Origin of the sequence: Pullulanibacillus sp. KACC 23026 (assembly GCF_029094525.1) — a bacterium.
In the GTDB taxonomy this organism is placed as follows: Bacteria; Bacillota; Bacilli; order Bacillales; family Sporolactobacillaceae; genus KACC-23026.
In genome coordinates, this window is sequence record NZ_CP119107.1 from 3692558 (window position 1) to 3712776 (window position 20219).

The window sequence follows — 20219 nt, forward strand, 5'->3', positions numbered from 1 at the left end:
TTTTTGTGTTTTCGAAATAATTGTAAGCCTTTACCTCTTTCAAAAAGTAAGTTATTCTAATGTAAAACATTCTTACAATTACAAATATAAAATTAAGTCAGGAGAATCTTTGTGAGACTCACTCTTATTCGTTTGTCTGTCATGATGTTCCTTGAGTACTTTGTCCATGGCGCCTGGTATGTCACTTGCGGGCTTGCTATGGCTCATTATGGGTTTTCATCCATCATCGGCCTTACTTATTCTCTTGTGGCAGTAGCCTCAATCATTGCACCACTCATCCTCGGGGTTATTGCCGATCGCTTCTTTTCATCTGAGCGTGTTTTAGGCGTGCTTCATTTAATTGGCGGGCTTTTGCTGTTATTTATTCCTGCCCAACTCAAAGAGGGTCATTCCCTCCTCTTTTTACTTCTATTATTTTTATTCTTACTTTGTTTGATGCCAACCTTTGCCTTGACCAATAATGTCGGATTCCACCATGTATCCAATAGTGAAAAACAGTTTCCCATCATTCGTGTTTTTGGGACAATTGGTTGGATTATAGCCGGCCTTTTCATCGGGCAGCTCGGCCTATCCGACAATAAAGCCATCTTTTTTATCTCAGGGGGAGCCGCCCTGCTGCTAGGCCTTTACAGCTTTACACTTCCACACACACCTGCCCCAGGAAAGGGAAAACCTTTTTCCAAAAGGGATCTCTTTCGACTGGATGCCTTTTTATTATTCCGAAATTGGAACTTTGCTGTCTTTATGCTGACGTCCTTGCTCTTTTACATCCCCATCTCAACCTATTATTCTTTTGCAGCCACCTTCTTAGGGGCGGCAGGCTTTAAAAATGTCAGTTCCATTATGTCGATTGGACAAATGCTTGAAGTGATTTTCATGCTCTCCATTCCTTTCTTTCTATTACGAGTGGGAATTAAGAACATGCTGATGATCGGAATGGCAGCTTGGATCGTACGGTTTGTCATCTTCAGCTTTGCTGGGCCCGCTGGTCTGATGGGCCTCATCATTGTCGGCATCGCGATTCACGGAATATGCTCTGATTTCTTTATGATCACGGGGACTATTTACGCGGAAAAAGCGGCTGGTCCCGAAGTAAAAGCACAAACACAAAGCTTATTTACTCTATTCACAAATGGTTTTGGATCCTTCATCGGCTCTCTAATTGCAGGTGGTCTCTACAATTCAACGATTTCACAAAATGGAGCGGATATACTACGGCAATGGCAAACTTTCTGGATCGTTCCAGCTCTCATTGGATTAGGCCTACTCATTGCCTTTTTCATCAGCTTCAAACAAGAAAAGAAAGCGCATAGAAATTCTGGAAAGAAGCAGGCGGCACTATAAAAAACTGTCTGCTTTTTTAATTCGTCTACATGAGACGAGACGCTTAGGTGACTTCTTTTAGAAAAACAAGGCTTTGTGCGAAAGCGGTCCCTAATTTTTCTTAAGTCGATTTTCTGCCTAGCTAAAATTAATGCAGAACAAAAAAAGATTAGTCATTTGCCCTAACCAATTTATTTTTTTTGCGTACAATGTACTATCTCGAGATTCAAGGGGGTGCACATCCATGGCATACGCAGGTGGTGGTTACGGCGCTGGCTTTGCGCTTATCGTTGTTTTGTTCATCTTGTTAATCATCGTTGGTACTTCTTACGTTTGGTAAGACGTCACCATATAAGGCAGGAACGTTTATCCGTAACGTTCCCGCCTCACTTTGTCAATTTAAATTAGTTTTTTAATAGGACAAGTCTCTCGAGTTTATGGGAAAGGCATGATTTAGTATACTTAGGGTAAGATTTGTGAGGAGGTTCTGCTCAAATGCCTACCAAAAAGGAAATTGAAGAACGAATTGCCGAATTAAAAATGGATTATATCCGAATTCAAGGTGATATGGAAAAGCTTGAAACAACCGGGAGAACCGTTCGTCCTCTTGAACGCGAGCTCAAGGCTATTGAAGACGAGCTTAAAACACTTAGAAATCAACTATAAGCTGCTATCCAACAAGGACCGTTCGAGATAAAAGAAGAAATTAATGGAGGTAATAAGATGGTTGAAGCAAAACGCATTTTATTAAAAGAAAGACCGGTTGGCTTCCCGAATCACGAGACCTTTCAATTTGAAACTGTGCTTGTCCCAGAGCCTGACGAAGGGCAAGTGAGGTTAAAGGCCTTATACATATCTGTCGACCCTTACATGCGAGGAAGAATGAGTGATCAGAAATCTTATGTGGCTCCCTATGAAGTGGGCCAGCCTATTACAGGCGGAGTAGTAGCAGAAGTCACGGCAACGAACAGCGACAAATTTCAGTTGGGTGATCTTGTCTTAGGCGAGCTTGCTTGGCAAACCGAACAGCTAGCCCAAGATCGTTATTTGCAAAAACTTGACCCAACCCTTGCCCCTCTGCCTACATTCTTAGGTGTTCTAGGAATGACAGGGCTCACGGCTTACTTTGGTTTACTAGATATCGGAGATCCTAAAGATGGGGAGACCGTTGTTGTATCTGGTGGGGCAGGCGCTGTAGGGACAGCAGTCGGCCAAATCGCCAAAATAAAAGGAGCCCGCGCCGTCGGGATTGCGGGGTCCGAAGAAAAATGCCGCTATTTGGTTGAAGAACTCGGCTTTGATTCAGCAGTCAATTACAAATCGGACACCTTTCGTGATCAATTAAAGGCCGCCTGTCCGAGTGGTGTCGACGTGTATTTTGACAACGTCGGCGGTACGGTATCAGATAACGTCATGTCATTAATTAATGATGGGGCGAGAATTCCGCTTTGCGGCCAAATTGCCCTCTATAATAACACAAAGCTTGATATGGGACCGCGTATCCAGACACTCATTCTGATTCATCGCGCCCTTATGAAAGGCTTTATCGTCAGCGACTATCGCAGCCGATTTGGCGAAGGAATGAAGGAGCTTGCGACATGGGTGAAAGAAGGTAAACTAACAGCGCGTGAAACCGTTGTTGAAGGGTTTGACGCCGTACCCGACGCTTTCCTCGGCCTGTTCAGCGGCGAAAACATCGGAAAATCTGTCGTAAAAGTCGCCGACCTAAGCTCACGCTAAAGAACCTTTTAGCCGAAACCAAGATTCGCTATTCTAAAAAGCAAATCCAAATTGGATGGCCAAGATATTATGGCCATCCAATTTTCATTCATCCAAGTGGAAGCGCCGGATTTCGTGGACGCTCATCCGAAATAGGCGTAACGACATTCCCTTATTTCGGCTTTCCGGCCGGATTCGCGGCGGTTAGCGTATCCTCGTTACGCTCAAGCAAAATAAGCGTAACCTCAGTCCCTTATTTCGGCTTTCCGGCCGGATTCGCAGCGGTTAGCGTATCCTCGTTACGCCTATCCAAATTAGGCGTAACGTCATTCCGTTATTTCGGCATTCCGGCCGGATTCGCGGCGGTTAGCGTATCCTCGTTACGCTCATCCGAATTAGGCGTAACGCCAGTCCCTTATTTCGGCAGTCCGGCCGGATTCGCGGCGATTAGCGTATCCTCGTTACGCCTATCCGATTTAGGCGTAACGCCAGTCCCTTATTTCGGCATTCCGGCCGGATTCGCGGCGGTTAGCGTATCCTCGTTACGCTCAAGCAAAATAAGCGTAACCTCGATTCGCTATCTAGCTCAATCAATGGATTGGGCATTGCTTTTTTTACCTTAGAATCCGTCTAACAAACGATTGCTTAGTTATATAGAAATAGATAAGTTGCATGACAAAGAACAGTAGAATGATCAAACCACCGTATCCCCACACGTTTCCAAATAGCTTCAAATTTTGAAGCATCTTAAAGGCAAAGAGTGCATGAATGACACTTATTAGAAACGGAACAAAAAAGATAGCTGCGATTTGGCGGGTTACGATTCGCTTGATTTCCTGATCCGACATCCCAATGCGGCGCAAGGCATGGAATTGAGCTTGATCCTCTTGCAGCTCTGTAAACAACTTAAAATAAATCATACTGCCCGCTGCGATGAAAAATAGAAAACTCACAAAGATCCCAATAAACATCGTGAGTGACCCCAATTGTTTGGCAAATTGGTAAGGCTCTATTCTCGAAGAAAAGGAAGATTGCACGTCACTTGGAAGGGCACTCTCAACCTGTTTCATAATGGATGGAGATACATTTTCCCAGTTCACCAGATTATAACCATTAAAGGTCCACCATTTGCTCTTGGGAATATCGGCTGTCAAATTTTTAAATTGCCCGTCATTAACGACTAGTACCCCTGATCCTAACTCACCTAGATCTGCAATACCTTGATTGCTTTGGCCGGCAAGGGTCATCTTAACCGCTTTACCATTTATTTGGACCTGCTTAGTCAGACCCTTATCGTTCGCCGGCGCAAGATTAGGACTGGCATAGGAAAAGAAAACTTGCCCTTTCTTTAGAGAAATCGGCTTAGCCCCTTCGACATTGGTTGACGCTTTATTATAGTTGCTCTCTGGTATTAATAGAGCAGTGACAAGCCTCTTCCCATACTTATCTAGCTGTAAATTGGCAGGCACACCTTCAACTGTCAGTGTATTTTTAACCTTAATTCCGTTCTGATCAAGAATTCGATCGATTTTTTCTCGATCGACAAGTGTTGTCTTCATCTGTACATAACTAAACGTTTCCGGATACGATTCCTTCACATTAAAGAGCATCCCTTGAAAGAAGATATAGAAAGTTCCACTTGCTGTTAGAACCACTGCACTCAGAATGGAGACCATAAAAAGCACACGGGCATTATCTTTCATTTTGAAAATCATTTGTGAAAACGTTACTAAATTGGTCCCGCGGTAATAAATAGACAGTTTCTTCTGAATCAAGTTGAATACCGCGACACTCCCTTGAGTAAATGCGAAATAAGTACCGATAAGAACAAGGATTAAAACTGGAAACATCACGACTGGAACCGTGAGAAGCGTTGAAAAATAGGCCATGCCATAAGCGACTAGAAGACAAATAACTGCCAAGACCACAAGCCATTTGGATGTAATCGGCTGACTCTTAGGCTTTCTTGAAGCTCGGAGCAGGTCAATGACTTCGCTTTTTCCGACACGGACCAATTGAAACAACGTGACTATACAAAACAGGACAAGAAACACAAGACTAGTAATCATGATCGCTTTAGGGATTAATTGAAAGTGGATCGGACTGCTAACCTTTAATAATTGGCTGATCACCATTAAAAAAAGTTTAGAGAACAACGTCCCTAAAACAAGACCTGATAGAATAGATAAAACGGCAATCAGCATATTTTCCAAAAAAACAAGCTTCCATAGTTGACCTCTTGTCATTCCGAACAGCGATAAAAGTCCAAATTCCTTTTTTCTAGACTTGATAAAGGCTGATTCCGAGTACAGAACAAAGAAAAATGAGAAAATGATAATGATCGATTCACAGGCTTGTAAAGCAATTCGCACATTTTTCCCGCCTTGAATATGGCCATTGACGACATCTGGATGATAGATAAATGACGCGAACATCGCAAAGATCATGACAGAAAATGTGCAGCTTAAAAAGAAGGCCGTGTACTGATGCCAATTTCCCGTTACATTTTTTATGGCAAGCCCCCGGAAGGTCATTGGAAGCTCCCTCCTAAAACACTTAATGAGTCAACAATTTTTTGAAAAAAAGCTTGGCGATTATCCCCTCTGCGAATTTCTGAGTAGAACTTGCCATCCTTAATGAATACAACCCTTTGGCAGTAACTAGCGGTAAAAGGATCATGTGTAACCATCATGATCGTTGCACCTTTTTGCTCATTTAAGTCTTGTAGCGAATCCATTAATTGCTTAGCCGCTTTTGAATCGAGGTTCCCAGTCGGTTCATCTGCTAGTAGAATGGCAGGATCGTGAATTAAGGCACGCGCAGCTGCAGCCCGCTGCTGCTGACCACCGGATACTTCATACGTCCGTTTGTTAAGGATCTCTTTGATTCCTAGAAGTGATGCAAGATCTTCCACTTTTTCTTCCATTTCTTGAACGGGCTTCTTTTCCAACACAAGAGGCAAGATGATATTTTCCTTAATGGATAAGGTATCAAGCAAATTGAAATCTTGGAAAATGAAGCCCAACTGGCGCCTGCGAAAGAGCGCAAGTCTTTTCTTCTTTAATGAACGGATATTCACGCCAATGATTTCAATGACACCTGAAGTAGGAGAATCAATCGTTGATAGGACATTCAAGAGCGTTGTCTTCCCGCTTCCCGATGGTCCCATTACACCGACAAACTCTGCTTTTGATATAGTCAAATCCACATGATCAAGCGCTTTATAAGTAAGTTCACTTTTTTTCGAACGATATATTTTAGTAAGAGACTGTGCTTTTAAGACGTCCATTCGTTTTCACTCCTGTTTGGTGTAGTTACATCAATTATAAGCAGCCTCATCGCACAGCCCCATCGATTTACCTTTCATTTATTATCTCAGACCTTACAAATTTGTCAGGCTACCATCCTAAAACATCCTTATGCAAGGTTTCACTTGGAAATTTAATTGTGACACAGGTCCCTTTCCCAGGTTCTGACTCAATCGTTACGGGATGTCCAAGTTTTTTACACACCTCTTTGACTAAATAAAGACCCATCCCTGTTGACTCTGTTCCTCTCCTCCCGTTTTCACCAGTAAAAAAGGCATCAAACACTCGAGGAAGATCTTCTTTCGGGATCCTCATACCATAATCACGGACAGACAGCTTATATGAGTCATGGTCCAAAACGATATGATAGACGATGGACTGATTAGCTCCTTTTGCTGAATACTTTATAGCATTAGAAGTTAATTGACTGATAACAAAATGAAGCCATTTGGGATCCGTATATATCCAAGCTTCACCACTGTTACATTCAAGCTTAGGAAAAATAGAATGGTGAATCATTGTTCTTTTATATGTGTTGATACAATCACGAACCACCCCGGCCAGATCTACCTCTTTAGGAGAGAGATCTGTCTCAAATTTTCCTAATCTCGCTAAATGAAGAGCCATCTCGAGCCCTTTAGTTAATCGAACCGTCTCCTCGCGAATGCTTTGAAAAAGTTCTTGAGCCTCTTCATCATGTACGGACTCATGCCCCTTCTGAGTCAAAAGGTCAATGACTGATACAGGTGTTTTCATATGATGAACCCATTGATTAATAAAGGTTAAATGCTGTTCTTGCTGCTTTTGGTAGCGAACAAGTTCTTCTCTAAATGACTGATAAGTGGATTGAGCCAATTCTTGAAAATGAAGCTGTTCCTTTGTGAGGGCACTTTGAAGGCCTATGACTCGTTCCAGGCTTTCGTCCGCTCTGGCACGTTTCAATTCTCGATAGAACGGCATCTGATTTAAATAACTGATAGCCAAGTAAATGATTAAAACAGCTAAACTTAATATGTATATATATAAAATATTGCTGAAGCCTAAGGCATTCCCAGATTGCAGCCAATCTAATTGAATGACAAGAATGGAGAGGCTGATGCTGATAAAATAAACCAAAATATAAAGAAGCCGGTCCTTTAAAAAGTCAAGAATCATGCGCCGCTCCCCCAGGTCACATTTAATCGGTAACCCTTCCCACGAACCGTCTCAATAGCATTCGGAATAGCCAATTCCTCAAGCTTCTTTCGAACGCGTGTAACGTTGACTGTCAAGGTGTTATCGTCGACAAACTCCTGGTCATCCCAAAGGACCTCTAATAGCTCTTCTCTCGGTACGATCTGCTCCTTCCGTTTTATAAGACAATCTAATAATAAAAATTCCTTTTGGGTCAGTATCACTTTTCTCTCCTGCCATTCAAGGGCGTATTTTGACCGATTAAGATAAAGTCCGTTCAAATCGACAAAATCACTTTGCTGCGGCATGGCGTATTCCCCATAAGCACGCCTTAAGGCACTCTTGATTTTGGCCATGACGACATCGAGATGAAACGGCTTCGTAAGGTAATCATCACCGCCGTTTTCAATGGCCATGACTTGATCCATCTCACCAACCCGAGCTGACAAGAAGATAATAGGTACATTGGAGATACCGCGAATCTGCCGGCACCAATAAAACCCGTCATAATAAGGCAGGTTAATATCGAGGATCACTAAATCAGGCTGAAAGCGAAGAAATTCCCCCTTCACATCATCAAATTGCTGAACTCTATATGTTTTATAATTGTATTTTTCAATATATCCACTTAAAATATCTGCAATTTTATCATCATCTTCTACAATCATAATTTGGTACATCCTTGTCCCTCCTTATTCTTCCCATTATTATACATGAAACAAAGGTGAAACAAAGGGACGGTTCTCCTGTTTCAAAAACAGGAGAACCGTCCCTTTAATTATTAAGCCCACCACATATCGGTCGGTTGATCTCTTATGATAAGTTGTTTGAGATTTGATACGGCTCTGTCAAAGCCTTCGTCAATGGACATGAGCGGATCCTCATGTTCAATGCTGACCACATAATCATAACCATAAGTGCGGAGGGCACTGATGATATCTGACCACTCTTGAAGTCCATGGCCGCAACCCACTGAACGGAAGGTCCAAGCACGTGACTGGACGTTTCCATAAGGCTGCATATCAGTTAACCCGTACATATTGACATTTTCTTGGTCAATATAGGTATCTTTTGCATGGAAATGATGAATCGCGCCTGCTTTTCCTAAGATCTTAATCGCTCCAACAGGATCAATTCCTTGCCACCATAAATGACTTGGATCAAGGTTGGCGCCAATAGCATCACAGGTTTCCTCACGAAGCTTTAACAGGGTATAAGGAGTATGGACTAAGAAACCACCATGCAGCTCAAGCCCAATTTTCACATTAGAGTCCTTCGCGAGCTGACCCACCTCTTTCCAATAAGGAATGAGCTTCTGTTCCCATTGCCACTCTTTAACATCCTGATATTCAGGCGGCCATGGTGTTACCGGCCAATTCGGATATTTGGCTCCTTCATGATCCCCTGCCGTTCCAGAGAAAGTATTGACAACCGGCACATCCATAAGACTTGCCAGTTTAATGGTTTTACGTATGGTCTCATCGCATTCCTTTGCAAAGGCCGCGTCTGGTGAAATCGGATTCCCGTGACAGCTAAATGAACCAATCGTTAACCCGTAGGATTCCACTGTCTTTTTATACTGCTCACGTTTTTCAGCATCCTCAAGCAGCTCATCAAGCGGACAATGAGCGTTCCCTGGATAACCACCTGTACCAATCTCAACCGTATCTAAGCCAGCATCTTTCACCCGCTTCAACATGTCTTCAAAGGATTTCTCAGAAAAAAGGACTGCAAATACACCTAGTTTCATGGTTGACCACTCCTTATTTTATTAGGTTATTTAAACCAATTACAGTTTTACAACGGTTCCTTTTTCATTGGATTCAAGTGCTGCCAGAATAACATCAAGCGATTTCGCGCCTTCTTCTCCTGTGATCAACGGTTGTTTGTTATTCATCACGGAATCAACAAAGTGATCAATAACATGCGAAGTGGACTGACCGCCTTCATCATTTGTTTGGATTTGGCCAAGCGCTTGTTTATCAACCGTTCCATCTTTGTATTGAATAATGAAGGAATAATCAGGATCATCCTCTAATCGAACAACCGCATTCTCAGCGAAAATCACTGTTGCATTGTTATCCCCTGCAACATATGCCCATGAAGCAGCCAAATTCCCAATTGCACCATTTTCCATTTTCAAAATAACAACCGCATTGTCATCCACATCTGCGCCTTCTTTTGCGCTTGTTTCAACAAAGGATGCCACCTCCGACACCTCACCAAGCAAATAGCGAATAAGATCCGATTTGTGCACACCTAGATCCCCAAGTGCCCCAATAAAGGCGCGTTCTTTATCAAAGAACCAGCTGTCCCGGCCATCAATGCTCCAGCCTTCTGGACCAGGATGACCAAAAGTCGTTCTGAAGCTGTAGACTTTCCCAAGCTCGCCGCTGTCTAAGAGCTCTTTTGCTTTTTGATGGGAATCGACAAAACGTTGATTATGACCAATCATTAAAATCTTATTAGTTTCCTTCGCAGCTTGAATCATCGCATTGGCTTCTTCACGCGATGTCGCCATTGGTTTTTCACAAAGAACATGCTTTCCTGCATTTAGAGCATCAATCGTGACAGGTGCATGCAAATAATTTGGCAGGCACACACTAATGGCGTCAACGTCGTCCCTTTTTAGCACTTCTTTATAATCAGTGTAGGCTTCAGCGCCATACTTCTCTGCCATTTCTTCAGCGCGTTCAGGAACGATATCACAAACGGCCACAATAACGGCTTGATCGTTCAAATCATATTCAGGCAAATGCCGATGTCTTGCGATCGACCCGCAGCCAATCACACCTACTCTTAACTTCCCCATTCTTTAACACCCCTCTTATGGAATTAGATAATTCCTTTTTCTTTGAGATAATTGATGCTTATTTCGATACTTTTAAATGGATCGCGCTTGCTTTGGTCTTGTTCAACCACCCACCATTCAACACCTTGAGCCTGACCAAGTGCCAAAACAGCTTCTAAATCCACGCCGCCTGTTCCAAGTTCAGCGAAAAACTGCTCGGAATCGGTCGTCATGTCTTTCAGATGGACAAGCGGAGTGCGTCCCTCATAGCGCTTCAGCCATTCAGCAGGCACTTCACCCGCTTTGGCTAACCAATAAATATCAAACTCTGCCTTAACGTATTCAGGATTGGTTTCATCTAGAATATAGTCTAAAGCCCGTTTTCCATTCGATAATGTTTCTAATTCAAAATCATGGTTATGATAAGCAAGAGTCATGCCCTCTTCGGCTAAGCGCTTTCCAGCATGGTTAAGCGTTTTAACCAATTCTTTATAATGAGCCTCTGTCCGCTGATCGGGCATTAAAAACGGACACACGATAAAGCGGTTACCAATTTCTTTATTAAAAGCTATCTCTTCTTCCAAGTGATTTGTAATTCGGTCTAAAGGAACGTGACTCGAGCTTGCCTTCAATCCTAAATCAGCAAGTACATTTTTAAGTTCACTTGCTGTAAGGCCGCCATAACCGGCAAATTCCACCCCATTGTAACCAAGCTCTGCCACTCTCTTTAACGTTCCTACAAAGTCCTTTTCTGTTTCATTACGCAACGTAAATAGCTGAAGTGATACAGGTATTTTTGTCATGTACGATTCTCCCCTTCTTCATTTTTCATTAACTTTATTGGCACCGCATGATTGACGAATGATTAATTCACTATCCAGAACAATTTGCGGATGTTCAATCTCTTCTTGATTAATCTGCTTCAATAATAATTTCATCGATTGAACACCCATGTCATGAAAAGGTTGTGCGACAGTTGTCAGCATCGGTTCAAAAATAGATGAAAACTGAATGTTATCAAATCCAACGACTGCAAGATTATTAGGAATATCGATCCCTTTTTCAATAGCTGCTTTCATAGCGCCGATTGCCATTTCATCATTCGCTGCAAAAAGAGCGGTAGGAGGGTCAGGACTCTCCAGCCAACCTTTCATCAATTCACTGCCTGATTCAAACGAGAAATCCCCTTCCTGAACTAGCCCTTGATCATATGGGATGCCATGGCGTTCCAGCGCTTCTTTGTAACCTGCAAGCCTTCCTTGACTCAATAAGCCTTCTAATGGACCGGTTAAATGAGCGATTCGCTGATGACCCAACTGGATCAAATGCTCTGTCGCTTGCTGCCCACTTCTGACATTATCAATCGAAACAGTTGGAATGATAGAACCGGGGATAAACTCCGAAGTTAAGACGATCGGGTACTCCTTTGCAATATCCGCCAATAACGCTTCCCCAAGCTCTGAGGTTAATAGAATAACCCCATCCACTTGCTTTTGCTTCAAATGATCAAGATAGCTCATGCTCTTTTCTTTGTGACCATTTGAATTAGCAAGAAGGACACGGTAGCCATACTCACCTGCCAATTGATCAATCCCGCCTAGAACCTGTGCAAATACAGTATTCGTAATCGTTGGGACAACAACCAATATGGTATGAGCTCGGCTCGTCCGAAGCTGACGCGCCAGCGCGTTTGGCTGATAATTCAGCTCCTCAATAACTCTTAGGACCTTTTTCCGCGTCTCCTCTTTTACTGAGTGGGGATTCCGCAACACCCTAGAGACAGTTGCAGTTGAGACATTGGCCTTTCTTGCCACATCACTCATTTTGATCATCTTTTTTAGCTCCTAGAGAATCGGCATATCAATATGTAATCGATTACATCTAGTATAAAATGAATCTTAACACTTTTCAAGGGGCTTTTCGTATCCGCTTACTTTTTATTTTTGGCAGAAGTCTGCCTGAGATGAAAGTTAATTAGGTTTCTTAAACCAGATGGTACGAAGATCAATCCAGCCTTGGCGATCCAACGTCACATTCTGAACCTGTTGATCGGTATCAATCGTCACTCTATTTCGATACAACGGTTTAACCATATGATGATCCATTATCAGCTTCTCCATCTCTTCTAACAAGTTCTCCCTCTCTTGCAATGAAGAGACTTGATAAAATTGAAGACGCTTTTGTTTCAATTTATTCTTAATTAAGCTTGGCATATGATTCCATAGAAAACTATTATTAGCAAAGAGAAACTGCAGAAAACTCATCTCAATTTGATCACTGATCGTCGCGCTGTCATGAATGAGGTCAGCTTCTTGGATTTTTTCTGGCCTTAATAGTTCTTCGTCATTAAGAAATACTGGGTTAATCGTCAAGCCGTAATGAGCTGCCCTTTGAACTAACCATCCCGCATCTTCAATATGATCTTGGTCATTAAATGTATAAAGCAGAAGCTCCTGTCCTTTAGCAATATCTAATTTAAAATGCCCTTTGTTTTCTCTTTCACTGTGAGGCCTGCTTGACTTACGAGGTAAAAAACCGAATGCCGCAGAATCTCTGTCCCCCTTTAAATCGTTAATAATCTGATTAGGATCTAGGATGGACAGAAACCATTGGCGGAAATCAGGATCCTGAAATGGCCCCTTTTTGTGCAAATTTAATGAGAGATATTGAACATTCCATTCCAATAGTCTAAGTTGTTGTCTCGATAATTTTTCATCAGGAAATACGCCCTGCCAGATGTCTTTTGGTGTCGGGACAGAAAGAGCCTCATCTTGTACATTTTCAACAAACCAATACTCAATTCGATCGAGAAATGGACGAGTCTGAAAGTAGCGGTCAAATACTTCAAGTATCAATCGATCCTTCTGATTCTCAATCAGCTGATAAGGGCCTGTTCCTATAAGCTGATTGTCAATGGACAACTCATTTGTCTTGCTGGAAAGAATGGACAGGTGTTCATCTGCAAGCAAATCAAGAAAGAAAGGATTAGAAAGGGAGAGACCGAATTCAACCGTGTACTCATCACGAACGATGATTGTATCAATCGTTTCCATCATCCAATGAGCCGCCCCCTTCCGATTAGCGATGGCTCGATTAAACGTATATTGGACATCTCTTGCGGTTAAAAGCTGTCCGTTGTGAAAATAAATGCCTTTTCTCAAATAGAAGTGCCACAATTTGTTATCCTCTGTCTCCCAGTAGAAGGCAAGATGGGGTTCCATTTTTCTTGACTTAGGATTATATCGAACAAGCGTATCACATACGTGTCGAACAATATGAGTTTCAGATCGCAAAGTGAGATTAATTGGCTCAAGGGGAGCTATGGGGAGTTTGTTTAGCCTTAGCCGAAGGACATCTTGCATCCGCTCATCAGTCTGCTCTTGATGAAAGCCAAATAGGCCTGTAAACCATAGGTTAAATTGCTCTAGCAAACTTGGAAACTCGGTAGTGAACAGATGGATATGGGAAATCGCATCCTCATAATGGCCTGCCTTTACAAATGACTTAGCTTGATTCAAAATCAACCACTCTGGCGCGACTAAAAATCGAATGGTTGAGGCACGTCCTCTCCCCCGTCCAGGAATCCAATATATCCATTGCTCCTCTTCTAATCGCTTAATAATAAATTGGCTGTTGCGGACCGAACAATAAAGAAACTGAGAAATTGCTTGAATCTTGACCGATATATCCTGTTCCCGCTTCCCCGCGTTCAACTCTTTATACAGCGTGACATAATGCTCTAATAAATTCATGATAAGTCCCTCTATTTCAAAGCCAGACAGCTTTTCTTAAAATTAATTACTTTATCCCTTAAAAACATGAAATAAAACATGCCTTCATTTTACACTTTTTAATCCTCTCTAAACAGATTAACCTCTATTTAGAAAGGAAGTGATTTTAATGAAAGTATGGCGGTTAGTGAGGAATCGTTATCCTCAATCTGTATGGGTTCGCTTTATCGGAGAATTTATAATAAACTTGTCGGGCGGCATGCTTGCCCCTTATTTAATTCTTTATATTAATCATCAATTAGGTGGTCATCTTCTGATTTCAATGATCGTCATAGGAATGGGTCCTTTATCGGAAATAATGGTGACAGTGATTGGCGGACGACTGACTGACCGAATCGGCAGAAAGCGGATCATCACATTTTCTGTCATTTTTCAATCTCTAGTTATGGTTGGGTTTATGGGAGCACATGGAATCCTCCTTATTGCTGGTCTTTATATCCTTAATGGTATGTGCCGTTCTTTATATATTCCGGCAGCAAGAGCGCAGCTTGTGGATGTGACAGAGCCGAATCAGCGTGCAGAGATTTTTGCTGTCCTTTCAACCATTGGCTCCATAGGTTTTACACTAGGTCCGGCACTTGGGTACATCGTCTACATCTCTCACCCAGTCATGATTTTTGGTTTCCAGGGTGCGACTCTTTTCCTTTACAGTTGCTTATATCTCAAATGGATTCCAGAAACATCCCCCTGTCCACTAAACCCTGTTCAAACCGCTCACTGCCCGAGTAAAAAGAGAAGGTTCCCTATTCATTGCTATCGAACGGTCTTAACTCTTATGGCTCTAACCTTACCAATCAGCTTTTTTCATGCCCAATCCGAGACCAATTATCGGATTTATCTCTCTCATTTATTTACACACTATTTATCTGTGTTAGCCCTTTTATCAACCGCCAATTCATTAATGATGCTGTGTCTTGAAATTATTTTAGTGAAATGGTCCGAGCGCTATAGCATGAGAATCATTTTGGTCATCACCTATAGCTGCTATGCCTGTGTGGCCCTTCTCTACGCCTTTTCTGCTAGTCTTTGGCTGTTAATGTTGGCACAGCTTATCTTAACAATAGGTCAAACCATTGGTCTTAATCATTTACAGCGCTATGTATCAGAGCTGGCTCCTGCCAATGAACGGGGGCTTTATTTTGCTATCTTCGGGTCACATTGGGATCTTTCACGGATGATTGGCCCATTCATAGGAAGTGTCCTAATGCTTCATTTTGGCGGAGCTGTTTTGTTTGTAGTCACTGCCTGTTTACTGGTCGCAGGAGGAATCGGACAATATTGGTTTACCACTAAATCTCAATCCACTCTCAACCAACAAAAAATTTCCGAAGCAACCCCTCGTTAAGTTCATTCAAGCAAATCAGTTTCTGCTTGAGACAAAATGGGACATAATGAAGGTATTCAGAAAATGACACTCATGCTTATCTTAGAAAGGAGCAATTACTATGACAAAAATTGCTTTTATTGGTCTCGGAATTATGGGCAGCCGCATGGCTCTCAACTTATTAAAGGCTGAAGTTCCGCTGATCGTCCATAACCGTACAAAGGATAAGGCCAACGAATTAATCGAAAAGGGAGCAGAATGGGCCTCTACCCCTAAAGAAGCGATAGAAAAGGCTGACATTGTCTTTACAATGCTTAGTACTCCACAAATTGTCGAGGATGTTTACTACTCAGATCAAGGCCTCAAGGCTGGTTTCAAAAAAGGGACGCTTTGGGTCGATTCGAGCACGGTTAATCCTTCATTCAGTGAAAAGATGGCCGAAGAAGCTGCATCAATAGGAGTCCGTTTCTTAGATGCCCCCGTTTCAGGTTCATTAGTTCCTGCTGAAAAAGGCGAACTCATCTTTCTAGTTGGAGGAACAAAGGCCGACTTTGATGAAGCTAAGCCATACTTTGATATTATGGGGAAGGTGTCACACTTCTTGGGTGAAAACGGCAAAGGCTCTTCGATGAAGCTGCTCATCAACTTATTGCTTGCCCAATCAATGGCGACCTTCACTGAAACCCTTCGTCTTGGCGAAGCGATGGGCTTTCCACAAACTCAGCTTTTAGAAACATTGCTTAACCATCCCGTAACCCCTCCTATTCTGGCAGGGAAAAAGAGCAAATGGATCAATGACGACTATAGTCCTGAATTTCCTCTTAAGCATATGCATAAGGACTTGCACCTTGTTGCCGAAACAGCCTTTGAATTGAATAGGGCCATGCCGCTTGCCAATGCCGCTAAAGAGGTGTTTGCACAAGCGAAGCAAAAAGGTCTCGGAGACTTAGACCTATCCGCACTGTATAAATCAATAGAATAACCGTTATAGAAAGCTAACGGGCTCTCAAACAAAAAGAGACGTTAGCTTTTTTCTTAATTTTAAATAAGGGGAGATCCGAATGAAGTTTGATTTTGACCACCTCGTTCATTTGACAAAACGACCTGAAGAAGCTGTTCAAGCTTGGAAGGACTTGGGGTTTCATGCTGCTAATGGAGGTCATCATGAAAATTGGGGAACGTATAATGGCATAGCTCATTTTGGATTAAGCTATATTGAGTTTCTCGGGTTAGAAAACGCCTCTATCGCACGTCAAGTAACCGATAATACCTTAATTCAGCAAACCGCAGGCACCTCACCTGATTACGAAGGCTTTCTACGCCTTGCATTCCGGACCACAAATATGAATGAGGCCGTTGCTCATTTTAAAAACCAGGGCCTCCGCGTGATCGGCCCAGTCCCCGGTGAACGCCGCCGTACCGACGGGTCTCTGCTCAAATGGGAAATGCTTTTTATTGAAGAAGAAAACGAGGATCCCTATAATTTTCCCTTTATTATTGATTGGAAAATGTCTGATTCTGACCGCGAACAACAGCTGAAAGATCAGCAATTAATGATTGACAAAATGGCAGCCCCGACACTTTCTGAAATCGGCATATACACCGCAGCACCCGCTAAAACTGCCCGAGCATGGCAAAAACTATTTAACTTGGAATTGAGCAGCGGCATGGACTCAACTGATGATACAGCTGTAAAAGGCTCATTAGGTTCAACTGCCTTCGTTTTTCATCGAGATACTCGCTATGGATTTAATTCAGCAACGTTTAAGGGAAAAGTTCGGCCTTCTTATGTTAAAATTAAGCAATCGCTTTTTCTTGCTAGTCAAGAAATCTATGGCGGACTTTACCTATTTAATGGAGGTTCATAATGAACTCTTTCAATCATCTAACGAGCTCCTTGTCTCCACGTGTTGTGGAAATGTTAGAACAGCGTCTTCAGCATCTCCCTCCTGTTACGTTAACGGACGAAGAAAAGCAACTATTAGGAGAACCTGGGTATACGGCTCCTGAACCTTCTATTATAGAAGATGCACTGAGTGCCTTAATTTTGGGGAAAAACGTGCTCCTGAAGGGACCCACCGGTTCAGGCAAAACGCGATTAGCCTCACTCCTCGCTGCGCTGCTTCAACAGCCAATGTATTCTATAAATTGTTCTGTAGACCTTGATTCTGAAGCTCTTCTCGGTTATAAAACACTAGACTATGATGACAATCAAAAAGCTCAAATTCGTTTTGTACCAGGACCAGTTGAAAAAGCCATGAAACGCGGTCAGCTTTTATACATTGATGAAATCAATATGGCTAAGGCCGATACATTACCTATTTTAAACGGCGTCCTCGACTATCGCCGAATGATTCTAAATCCCTTTACGTCAGAAACCATTCAAGCTAAAGAAGGTTTTGGGGTCATTGCCGCCATTAATGAAGGTTATGTCGGGACAACCCCTCTTAATGAAGCACTGAAAAATCGTTTTGTTGTCATTGATGTCCCTTACTTGCAAGGCAAAGCACTAAAGAAGTTAGTACTCACCCAATCTTTGCAAAAAGATGAGGAGATTGTCCAATTCTTCGTTCAATTGAGTGATGACCTGCTATCAAAGGTTCGGGATGGACAACTATCTGAGGATGCTGCCTCCATTCGTTCCCTACTAGATGCCTGTGATTTATCGACGATCATGCCTCCTCTTCGCGCCATCAAGCGGGCGATCGTTGATAAATTAGAGGATGAACGAGAACGTACGGCTGTTATAGACATCGCTGAAACCTACTTCTAACTTCATTTATAGAAGCAAGCGACAGACAAAGGAGGTGTATTCAGCTTGAAGTTTATTGACTTTATGGAAAAACGAATGGATCCTTTTATCAAATTATCTTTAACGGATCTCGCCAAAACATTAGCGGAAGAACCCGATCTCATTTTTGATTATTCCTTCTATTCGACTTATCGCCCTTATGCTCAAACGGTTACTGCGAGTCATTACTGGTCAAGACTGCTTGATCCGAGAAAAAAGGATGGAATGAAAAGTGATGTTTATTTGAGAGCCTACGGGAATTATCACTTTACCGATTATCAGCCTATCCAGCCTTTTTGGAAGCAGCTTGATGGATCCGACTACCCTTTATTTTTTAAGCAAGTCTTTTCTTTAATAGAGGATTTTCGGCTTGAGCGTTTGATTGTTAAGAAACGTCCCGGAATGTCCAGAGCCTTTTCTGCTCGCCATGACCTTTTTCAAAAAAGATTCCGTGAGCGCTTTTCTTATCATTTCAATCGAAACGAGGCATTGGACCAATTATTCTGTGCGATCTACTTACAATTCATTGAGCGTCCCATTGTCTTGCCTCATACGTTAGCCGCTATGAAACCTGCTATCCGTGAGATGGCTCATCAACTGGCAAGCTTAAGCTCCACCGAAGAGAGCATCTCGCTTACCAAAGCCTTTCTTAATGAGCTCCCTTCAACCTTGTCAGATATGCATGAAACCTATTTTTTGATGGATCCATTTGGAAGCGCTGAATCCAAAGAGATCCCCTTCCCTGGTGAAAAAAATGCGCTCGTTCAGGACCGAAAAATCGAGATTGAACAAGAACCCGATGCGGATACAAGCCAAGAACAGCTCCCAACCTGGCATGCCGACCAGGACCAAGAAGGAGACAGTTTTCTTCAATTCGATTTGGATGAAGGAGCAGCCTCTGACCTGATGGGTGAGGGAGAACGAAAAGCGGAATCAGGTGACCAAGCCTTTGCGAGTCTAGAAGGCACTTCAAAAAAAGGAGAGGGAAATCAATTTGATGAACTGCCTCCTACCCAGTCTGCTAAGCCCCCTTCCTTTTTGGCTCCTGGAGGGAAAGGAAGGGCCGTCAGTGATCCTAATCGATTAGCCAAAGCTTATTATAAAAAGGTGGAAATGCTGACACCCGAAATGAAGGATGAGTATCGGCGACGAGCGGCCGAGACCGTTCCCGCACAAAAAGCGCTCATGCGGTCCATCCAAAAGCTTATTGAACATAAACAACAAGCCCCGCGAAATGATTTGCATGTAGGCCGACTTGGCAAGAAGTTGTTACGAATCGTGACAGACCCGAACTCCCCGCGGCTTTTTTATAAAAAGCAAGCGGAAAGTCAGGAGCTAGATGTCGTCTTTTCACTTTTGGTGGATTGTTCAGCCTCTATGCACGATAAAATGGAGGAAACGAAAAATGGGATTACGCTCTTTCATGAATCTTTAAGAGCGCTCCATATTCCGCATGCTGTGATTGGTTTTTGGGAGGATGCCTTAAAAGCAGATGAAACCCATCAACCCAATTACTTTTTTGAAGTTATTCCTTATGAGACTTCTTTATTCCCCGGGCAAGGGGCCTCCATTCTTCAGCTTCAACCGGAAGAAGACAATCGCGATGGCTTTGCGATTCGTGAAACCGTAAAAAAATTGGTCCGTCGTCCAGAAATGAATAAACTGCTCCTCGTTTTTACAGATGGTGAACCATCCGCGTTCAATTATCAAGAACAAGGAATTGTCGACACTCATGAAGCTGTACTAGAAGCAAGAAAACGAGGTATTGAGGTCATCGGAGTGCTCCTCGCTGATACCTATACACAAGATAGTGAACGGGAAACCCTAAAAAATATTTATGGCCGCTCAAGCCTTGTCATCCCATCAGCTGAAGAAATTCCAACGGTCCTGACACCGCTGCTTCGGAAACTGTTAGCTAAGTATATATAAATCTCATCATATACAGAAAGCATAGCTCCTATAAAACTTCTAGCCCTTTCATCCGTTTTCGGCCCATGGT

General features: G+C 42.6%; 18 protein-coding genes. 9 read left to right on the top strand and 9 right to left on the bottom strand.

The window, feature by feature from the left end:
- Nucleotides 1–111 precede the first annotated feature (111 nt).
- The 4 genes from PU629_RS17090 to PU629_RS17105 all read left to right on the top strand — a co-directional run bounded on the left by PU629_RS17090 (nucleotide 112) and on the right by PU629_RS17105 (nucleotide 3063).
- Nucleotides 112–1344, top strand: coding sequence for an MFS transporter (locus tag PU629_RS17090; RefSeq protein WP_275281248.1), 1233 nt, complete (start codon nucleotides 112–114; stop codon nucleotides 1342–1344).
- Nucleotides 1345–1567: 223 nt separating this feature from the next.
- Complete coding sequence (locus PU629_RS17095; RefSeq protein WP_275281249.1) at nucleotides 1568–1663, top strand: YjcZ family sporulation protein; 96 nt, start codon at nucleotides 1568–1570, stop codon at nucleotides 1661–1663.
- Between the two features lie 155 nt (nucleotides 1664–1818).
- Nucleotides 1819–1989, top strand: coding sequence for an SE1832 family protein (locus PU629_RS17100; protein ID WP_275281250.1), 171 nt, complete (start codon nucleotides 1819–1821; stop codon nucleotides 1987–1989).
- Nucleotides 1990–2046: 57 nt separating this feature from the next.
- Entirely contained in the window at nucleotides 2047–3063 is a 1017-nt protein-coding gene (locus PU629_RS17105) for an NADP-dependent oxidoreductase (protein ID WP_275281251.1), read from the top strand.
- Between the two features lie 593 nt (nucleotides 3064–3656).
- On the opposite strand, the gene PU629_RS17110 is transcribed toward PU629_RS17105, so the two are convergent.
- The 9 genes from PU629_RS17110 to PU629_RS17150 all read right to left on the bottom strand — a co-directional run bounded on the left by PU629_RS17110 (nucleotide 3657) and on the right by PU629_RS17150 (nucleotide 14066).
- Nucleotides 3657–5576 (bottom strand): FtsX-like permease family protein, encoded by a 1920-nt coding sequence (locus PU629_RS17110; protein WP_275281252.1) that lies wholly within the window; start codon nucleotides 5574–5576, stop codon nucleotides 3657–3659.
- The gene (locus tag PU629_RS17115; RefSeq protein ID WP_275281253.1) at nucleotides 5573–6331 is read right to left on the bottom strand and encodes an ABC transporter ATP-binding protein; all 759 of its coding nucleotides are present in this window, start codon (nucleotides 6329–6331) and stop codon (nucleotides 5573–5575) included. The genes PU629_RS17110 and PU629_RS17115 overlap by 4 nt, the downstream gene beginning before the upstream one ends.
- A gap of 109 nt (nucleotides 6332–6440) precedes the next feature.
- Complete coding sequence (locus PU629_RS17120) at nucleotides 6441–7505, bottom strand: sensor histidine kinase (RefSeq protein ID WP_275281254.1); 1065 nt, start codon at nucleotides 7503–7505, stop codon at nucleotides 6441–6443.
- Nucleotides 7502–8203 (bottom strand): response regulator transcription factor, encoded by a 702-nt coding sequence (locus PU629_RS17125; RefSeq protein ID WP_275281255.1) that lies wholly within the window; start codon nucleotides 8201–8203, stop codon nucleotides 7502–7504. The genes PU629_RS17120 and PU629_RS17125 overlap by 4 nt, the downstream gene beginning before the upstream one ends.
- 101 nt (nucleotides 8204–8304) lie before the next feature.
- Entirely contained in the window at nucleotides 8305–9273 is a 969-nt protein-coding gene (locus PU629_RS17130; RefSeq protein ID WP_275281256.1) for a sugar phosphate isomerase/epimerase family protein, read from the bottom strand.
- Between the two features lie 39 nt (nucleotides 9274–9312).
- A complete protein-coding gene (locus PU629_RS17135; RefSeq protein ID WP_275281257.1) occupies nucleotides 9313–10335 on the bottom strand; it encodes a Gfo/Idh/MocA family protein in 1023 nt (340 codons plus the stop codon).
- Nucleotides 10336–10358: 23 nt separating this feature from the next.
- Nucleotides 10359–11117 (bottom strand): sugar phosphate isomerase/epimerase family protein, encoded by a 759-nt coding sequence (locus PU629_RS17140; RefSeq protein WP_275281258.1) that lies wholly within the window; start codon nucleotides 11115–11117, stop codon nucleotides 10359–10361.
- An 18-nt stretch (nucleotides 11118–11135) separates the two neighbouring features.
- Nucleotides 11136–12146: a LacI family DNA-binding transcriptional regulator gene (locus tag PU629_RS17145; RefSeq protein ID WP_275281259.1), complete on the bottom strand. Its 1011-nt coding sequence runs from the start codon at nucleotides 12144–12146 to the stop codon at nucleotides 11136–11138.
- Between the two features lie 138 nt (nucleotides 12147–12284).
- Nucleotides 12285–14066 carry an ABC transporter substrate-binding protein gene (locus tag PU629_RS17150; protein ID WP_275281260.1) on the bottom strand — a complete coding sequence of 594 codons (1782 nt, stop codon included), beginning with the start codon at nucleotides 14064–14066 and terminating at the stop codon, nucleotides 12285–12287.
- A gap of 148 nt (nucleotides 14067–14214) precedes the next feature.
- On the opposite strand from PU629_RS17150, the gene PU629_RS17155 reads away from it, so the two are divergent.
- The 5 genes from PU629_RS17155 (at nucleotide 14215) to PU629_RS17175 (ending at nucleotide 20149) form a co-directional block, all read left to right on the top strand.
- The gene (locus PU629_RS17155) at nucleotides 14215–15450 is read left to right on the top strand and encodes an MDR family MFS transporter (RefSeq protein WP_275281261.1); all 1236 of its coding nucleotides are present in this window, start codon (nucleotides 14215–14217) and stop codon (nucleotides 15448–15450) included.
- A 100-nt stretch (nucleotides 15451–15550) separates the two neighbouring features.
- Nucleotides 15551–16411, top strand: a complete 861-nt coding sequence (locus PU629_RS17160) for an NAD(P)-dependent oxidoreductase (RefSeq protein ID WP_275281262.1) — start codon at nucleotides 15551–15553, stop codon at nucleotides 16409–16411.
- Between the two features lie 79 nt (nucleotides 16412–16490).
- Nucleotides 16491–17297, top strand: a complete 807-nt coding sequence (locus PU629_RS17165) for a VOC family protein (RefSeq protein ID WP_275281263.1) — start codon at nucleotides 16491–16493, stop codon at nucleotides 17295–17297.
- A 50-nt stretch (nucleotides 17298–17347) separates the two neighbouring features.
- Complete coding sequence (locus PU629_RS17170) at nucleotides 17348–18202, top strand: AAA family ATPase (protein WP_275284479.1); 855 nt, start codon at nucleotides 17348–17350, stop codon at nucleotides 18200–18202.
- A 45-nt stretch (nucleotides 18203–18247) separates the two neighbouring features.
- Nucleotides 18248–20149 (top strand): vWA domain-containing protein, encoded by a 1902-nt coding sequence (locus PU629_RS17175; protein WP_275281264.1) that lies wholly within the window; start codon nucleotides 18248–18250, stop codon nucleotides 20147–20149.
- Nucleotides 20150–20219 lie beyond the last annotated feature (70 nt).

Bases quoted from the DNA above. Each gene is read 5' to 3' on its own strand.
- PU629_RS17155 (WP_275281261.1), top strand. From the start codon at position 14,215: ATGAAAGTATGGCGGTTAGTGAGGAATCGTTATCCTCAATCTGTATGG.
- PU629_RS17110 (WP_275281252.1), bottom strand. From the start codon at position 5,576: ATGACCTTCCGGGGGCTTGCCATAAAAAATGTAACGGGAAATTGGCAT.
- PU629_RS17115 (WP_275281253.1), bottom strand. From the start codon at position 6,331: ATGGACGTCTTAAAAGCACAGTCTCTTACTAAAATATATCGTTCGAAA.
- PU629_RS17135 (WP_275281257.1), bottom strand. From the start codon at position 10,335: ATGGGGAAGTTAAGAGTAGGTGTGATTGGCTGCGGGTCGATCGCAAGA.
- PU629_RS17100 (WP_275281250.1), top strand. From the start codon at position 1,819: ATGCCTACCAAAAAGGAAATTGAAGAACGAATTGCCGAATTAAAAATG.
- PU629_RS17140 (WP_275281258.1), bottom strand. From the start codon at position 11,117: ATGACAAAAATACCTGTATCACTTCAGCTATTTACGTTGCGTAATGAA.
- PU629_RS17120 (WP_275281254.1), bottom strand. From the start codon at position 7,505: ATGATTCTTGACTTTTTAAAGGACCGGCTTCTTTATATTTTGGTTTAT.
- PU629_RS17095 (WP_275281249.1), top strand. From the start codon at position 1,568: ATGGCATACGCAGGTGGTGGTTACGGCGCTGGCTTTGCGCTTATCGTT.
- PU629_RS17145 (WP_275281259.1), bottom strand. From the start codon at position 12,146: ATGATCAAAATGAGTGATGTGGCAAGAAAGGCCAATGTCTCAACTGCA.
- PU629_RS17150 (WP_275281260.1), bottom strand. From the start codon at position 14,066: ATGAATTTATTAGAGCATTATGTCACGCTGTATAAAGAGTTGAACGCG.
- PU629_RS17130 (WP_275281256.1), bottom strand. From the start codon at position 9,273: ATGAAACTAGGTGTATTTGCAGTCCTTTTTTCTGAGAAATCCTTTGAA.
- PU629_RS17165 (WP_275281263.1), top strand. From the start codon at position 16,491: ATGAAGTTTGATTTTGACCACCTCGTTCATTTGACAAAACGACCTGAA.
- PU629_RS17160 (WP_275281262.1), top strand. From the start codon at position 15,551: ATGACAAAAATTGCTTTTATTGGTCTCGGAATTATGGGCAGCCGCATG.
- PU629_RS17105 (WP_275281251.1), top strand. From the start codon at position 2,047: ATGGTTGAAGCAAAACGCATTTTATTAAAAGAAAGACCGGTTGGCTTC.
- PU629_RS17170 (WP_275284479.1), top strand. From the start codon at position 17,348: ATGTTAGAACAGCGTCTTCAGCATCTCCCTCCTGTTACGTTAACGGAC.
- PU629_RS17125 (WP_275281255.1), bottom strand. From the start codon at position 8,203: ATGTACCAAATTATGATTGTAGAAGATGATGATAAAATTGCAGATATT.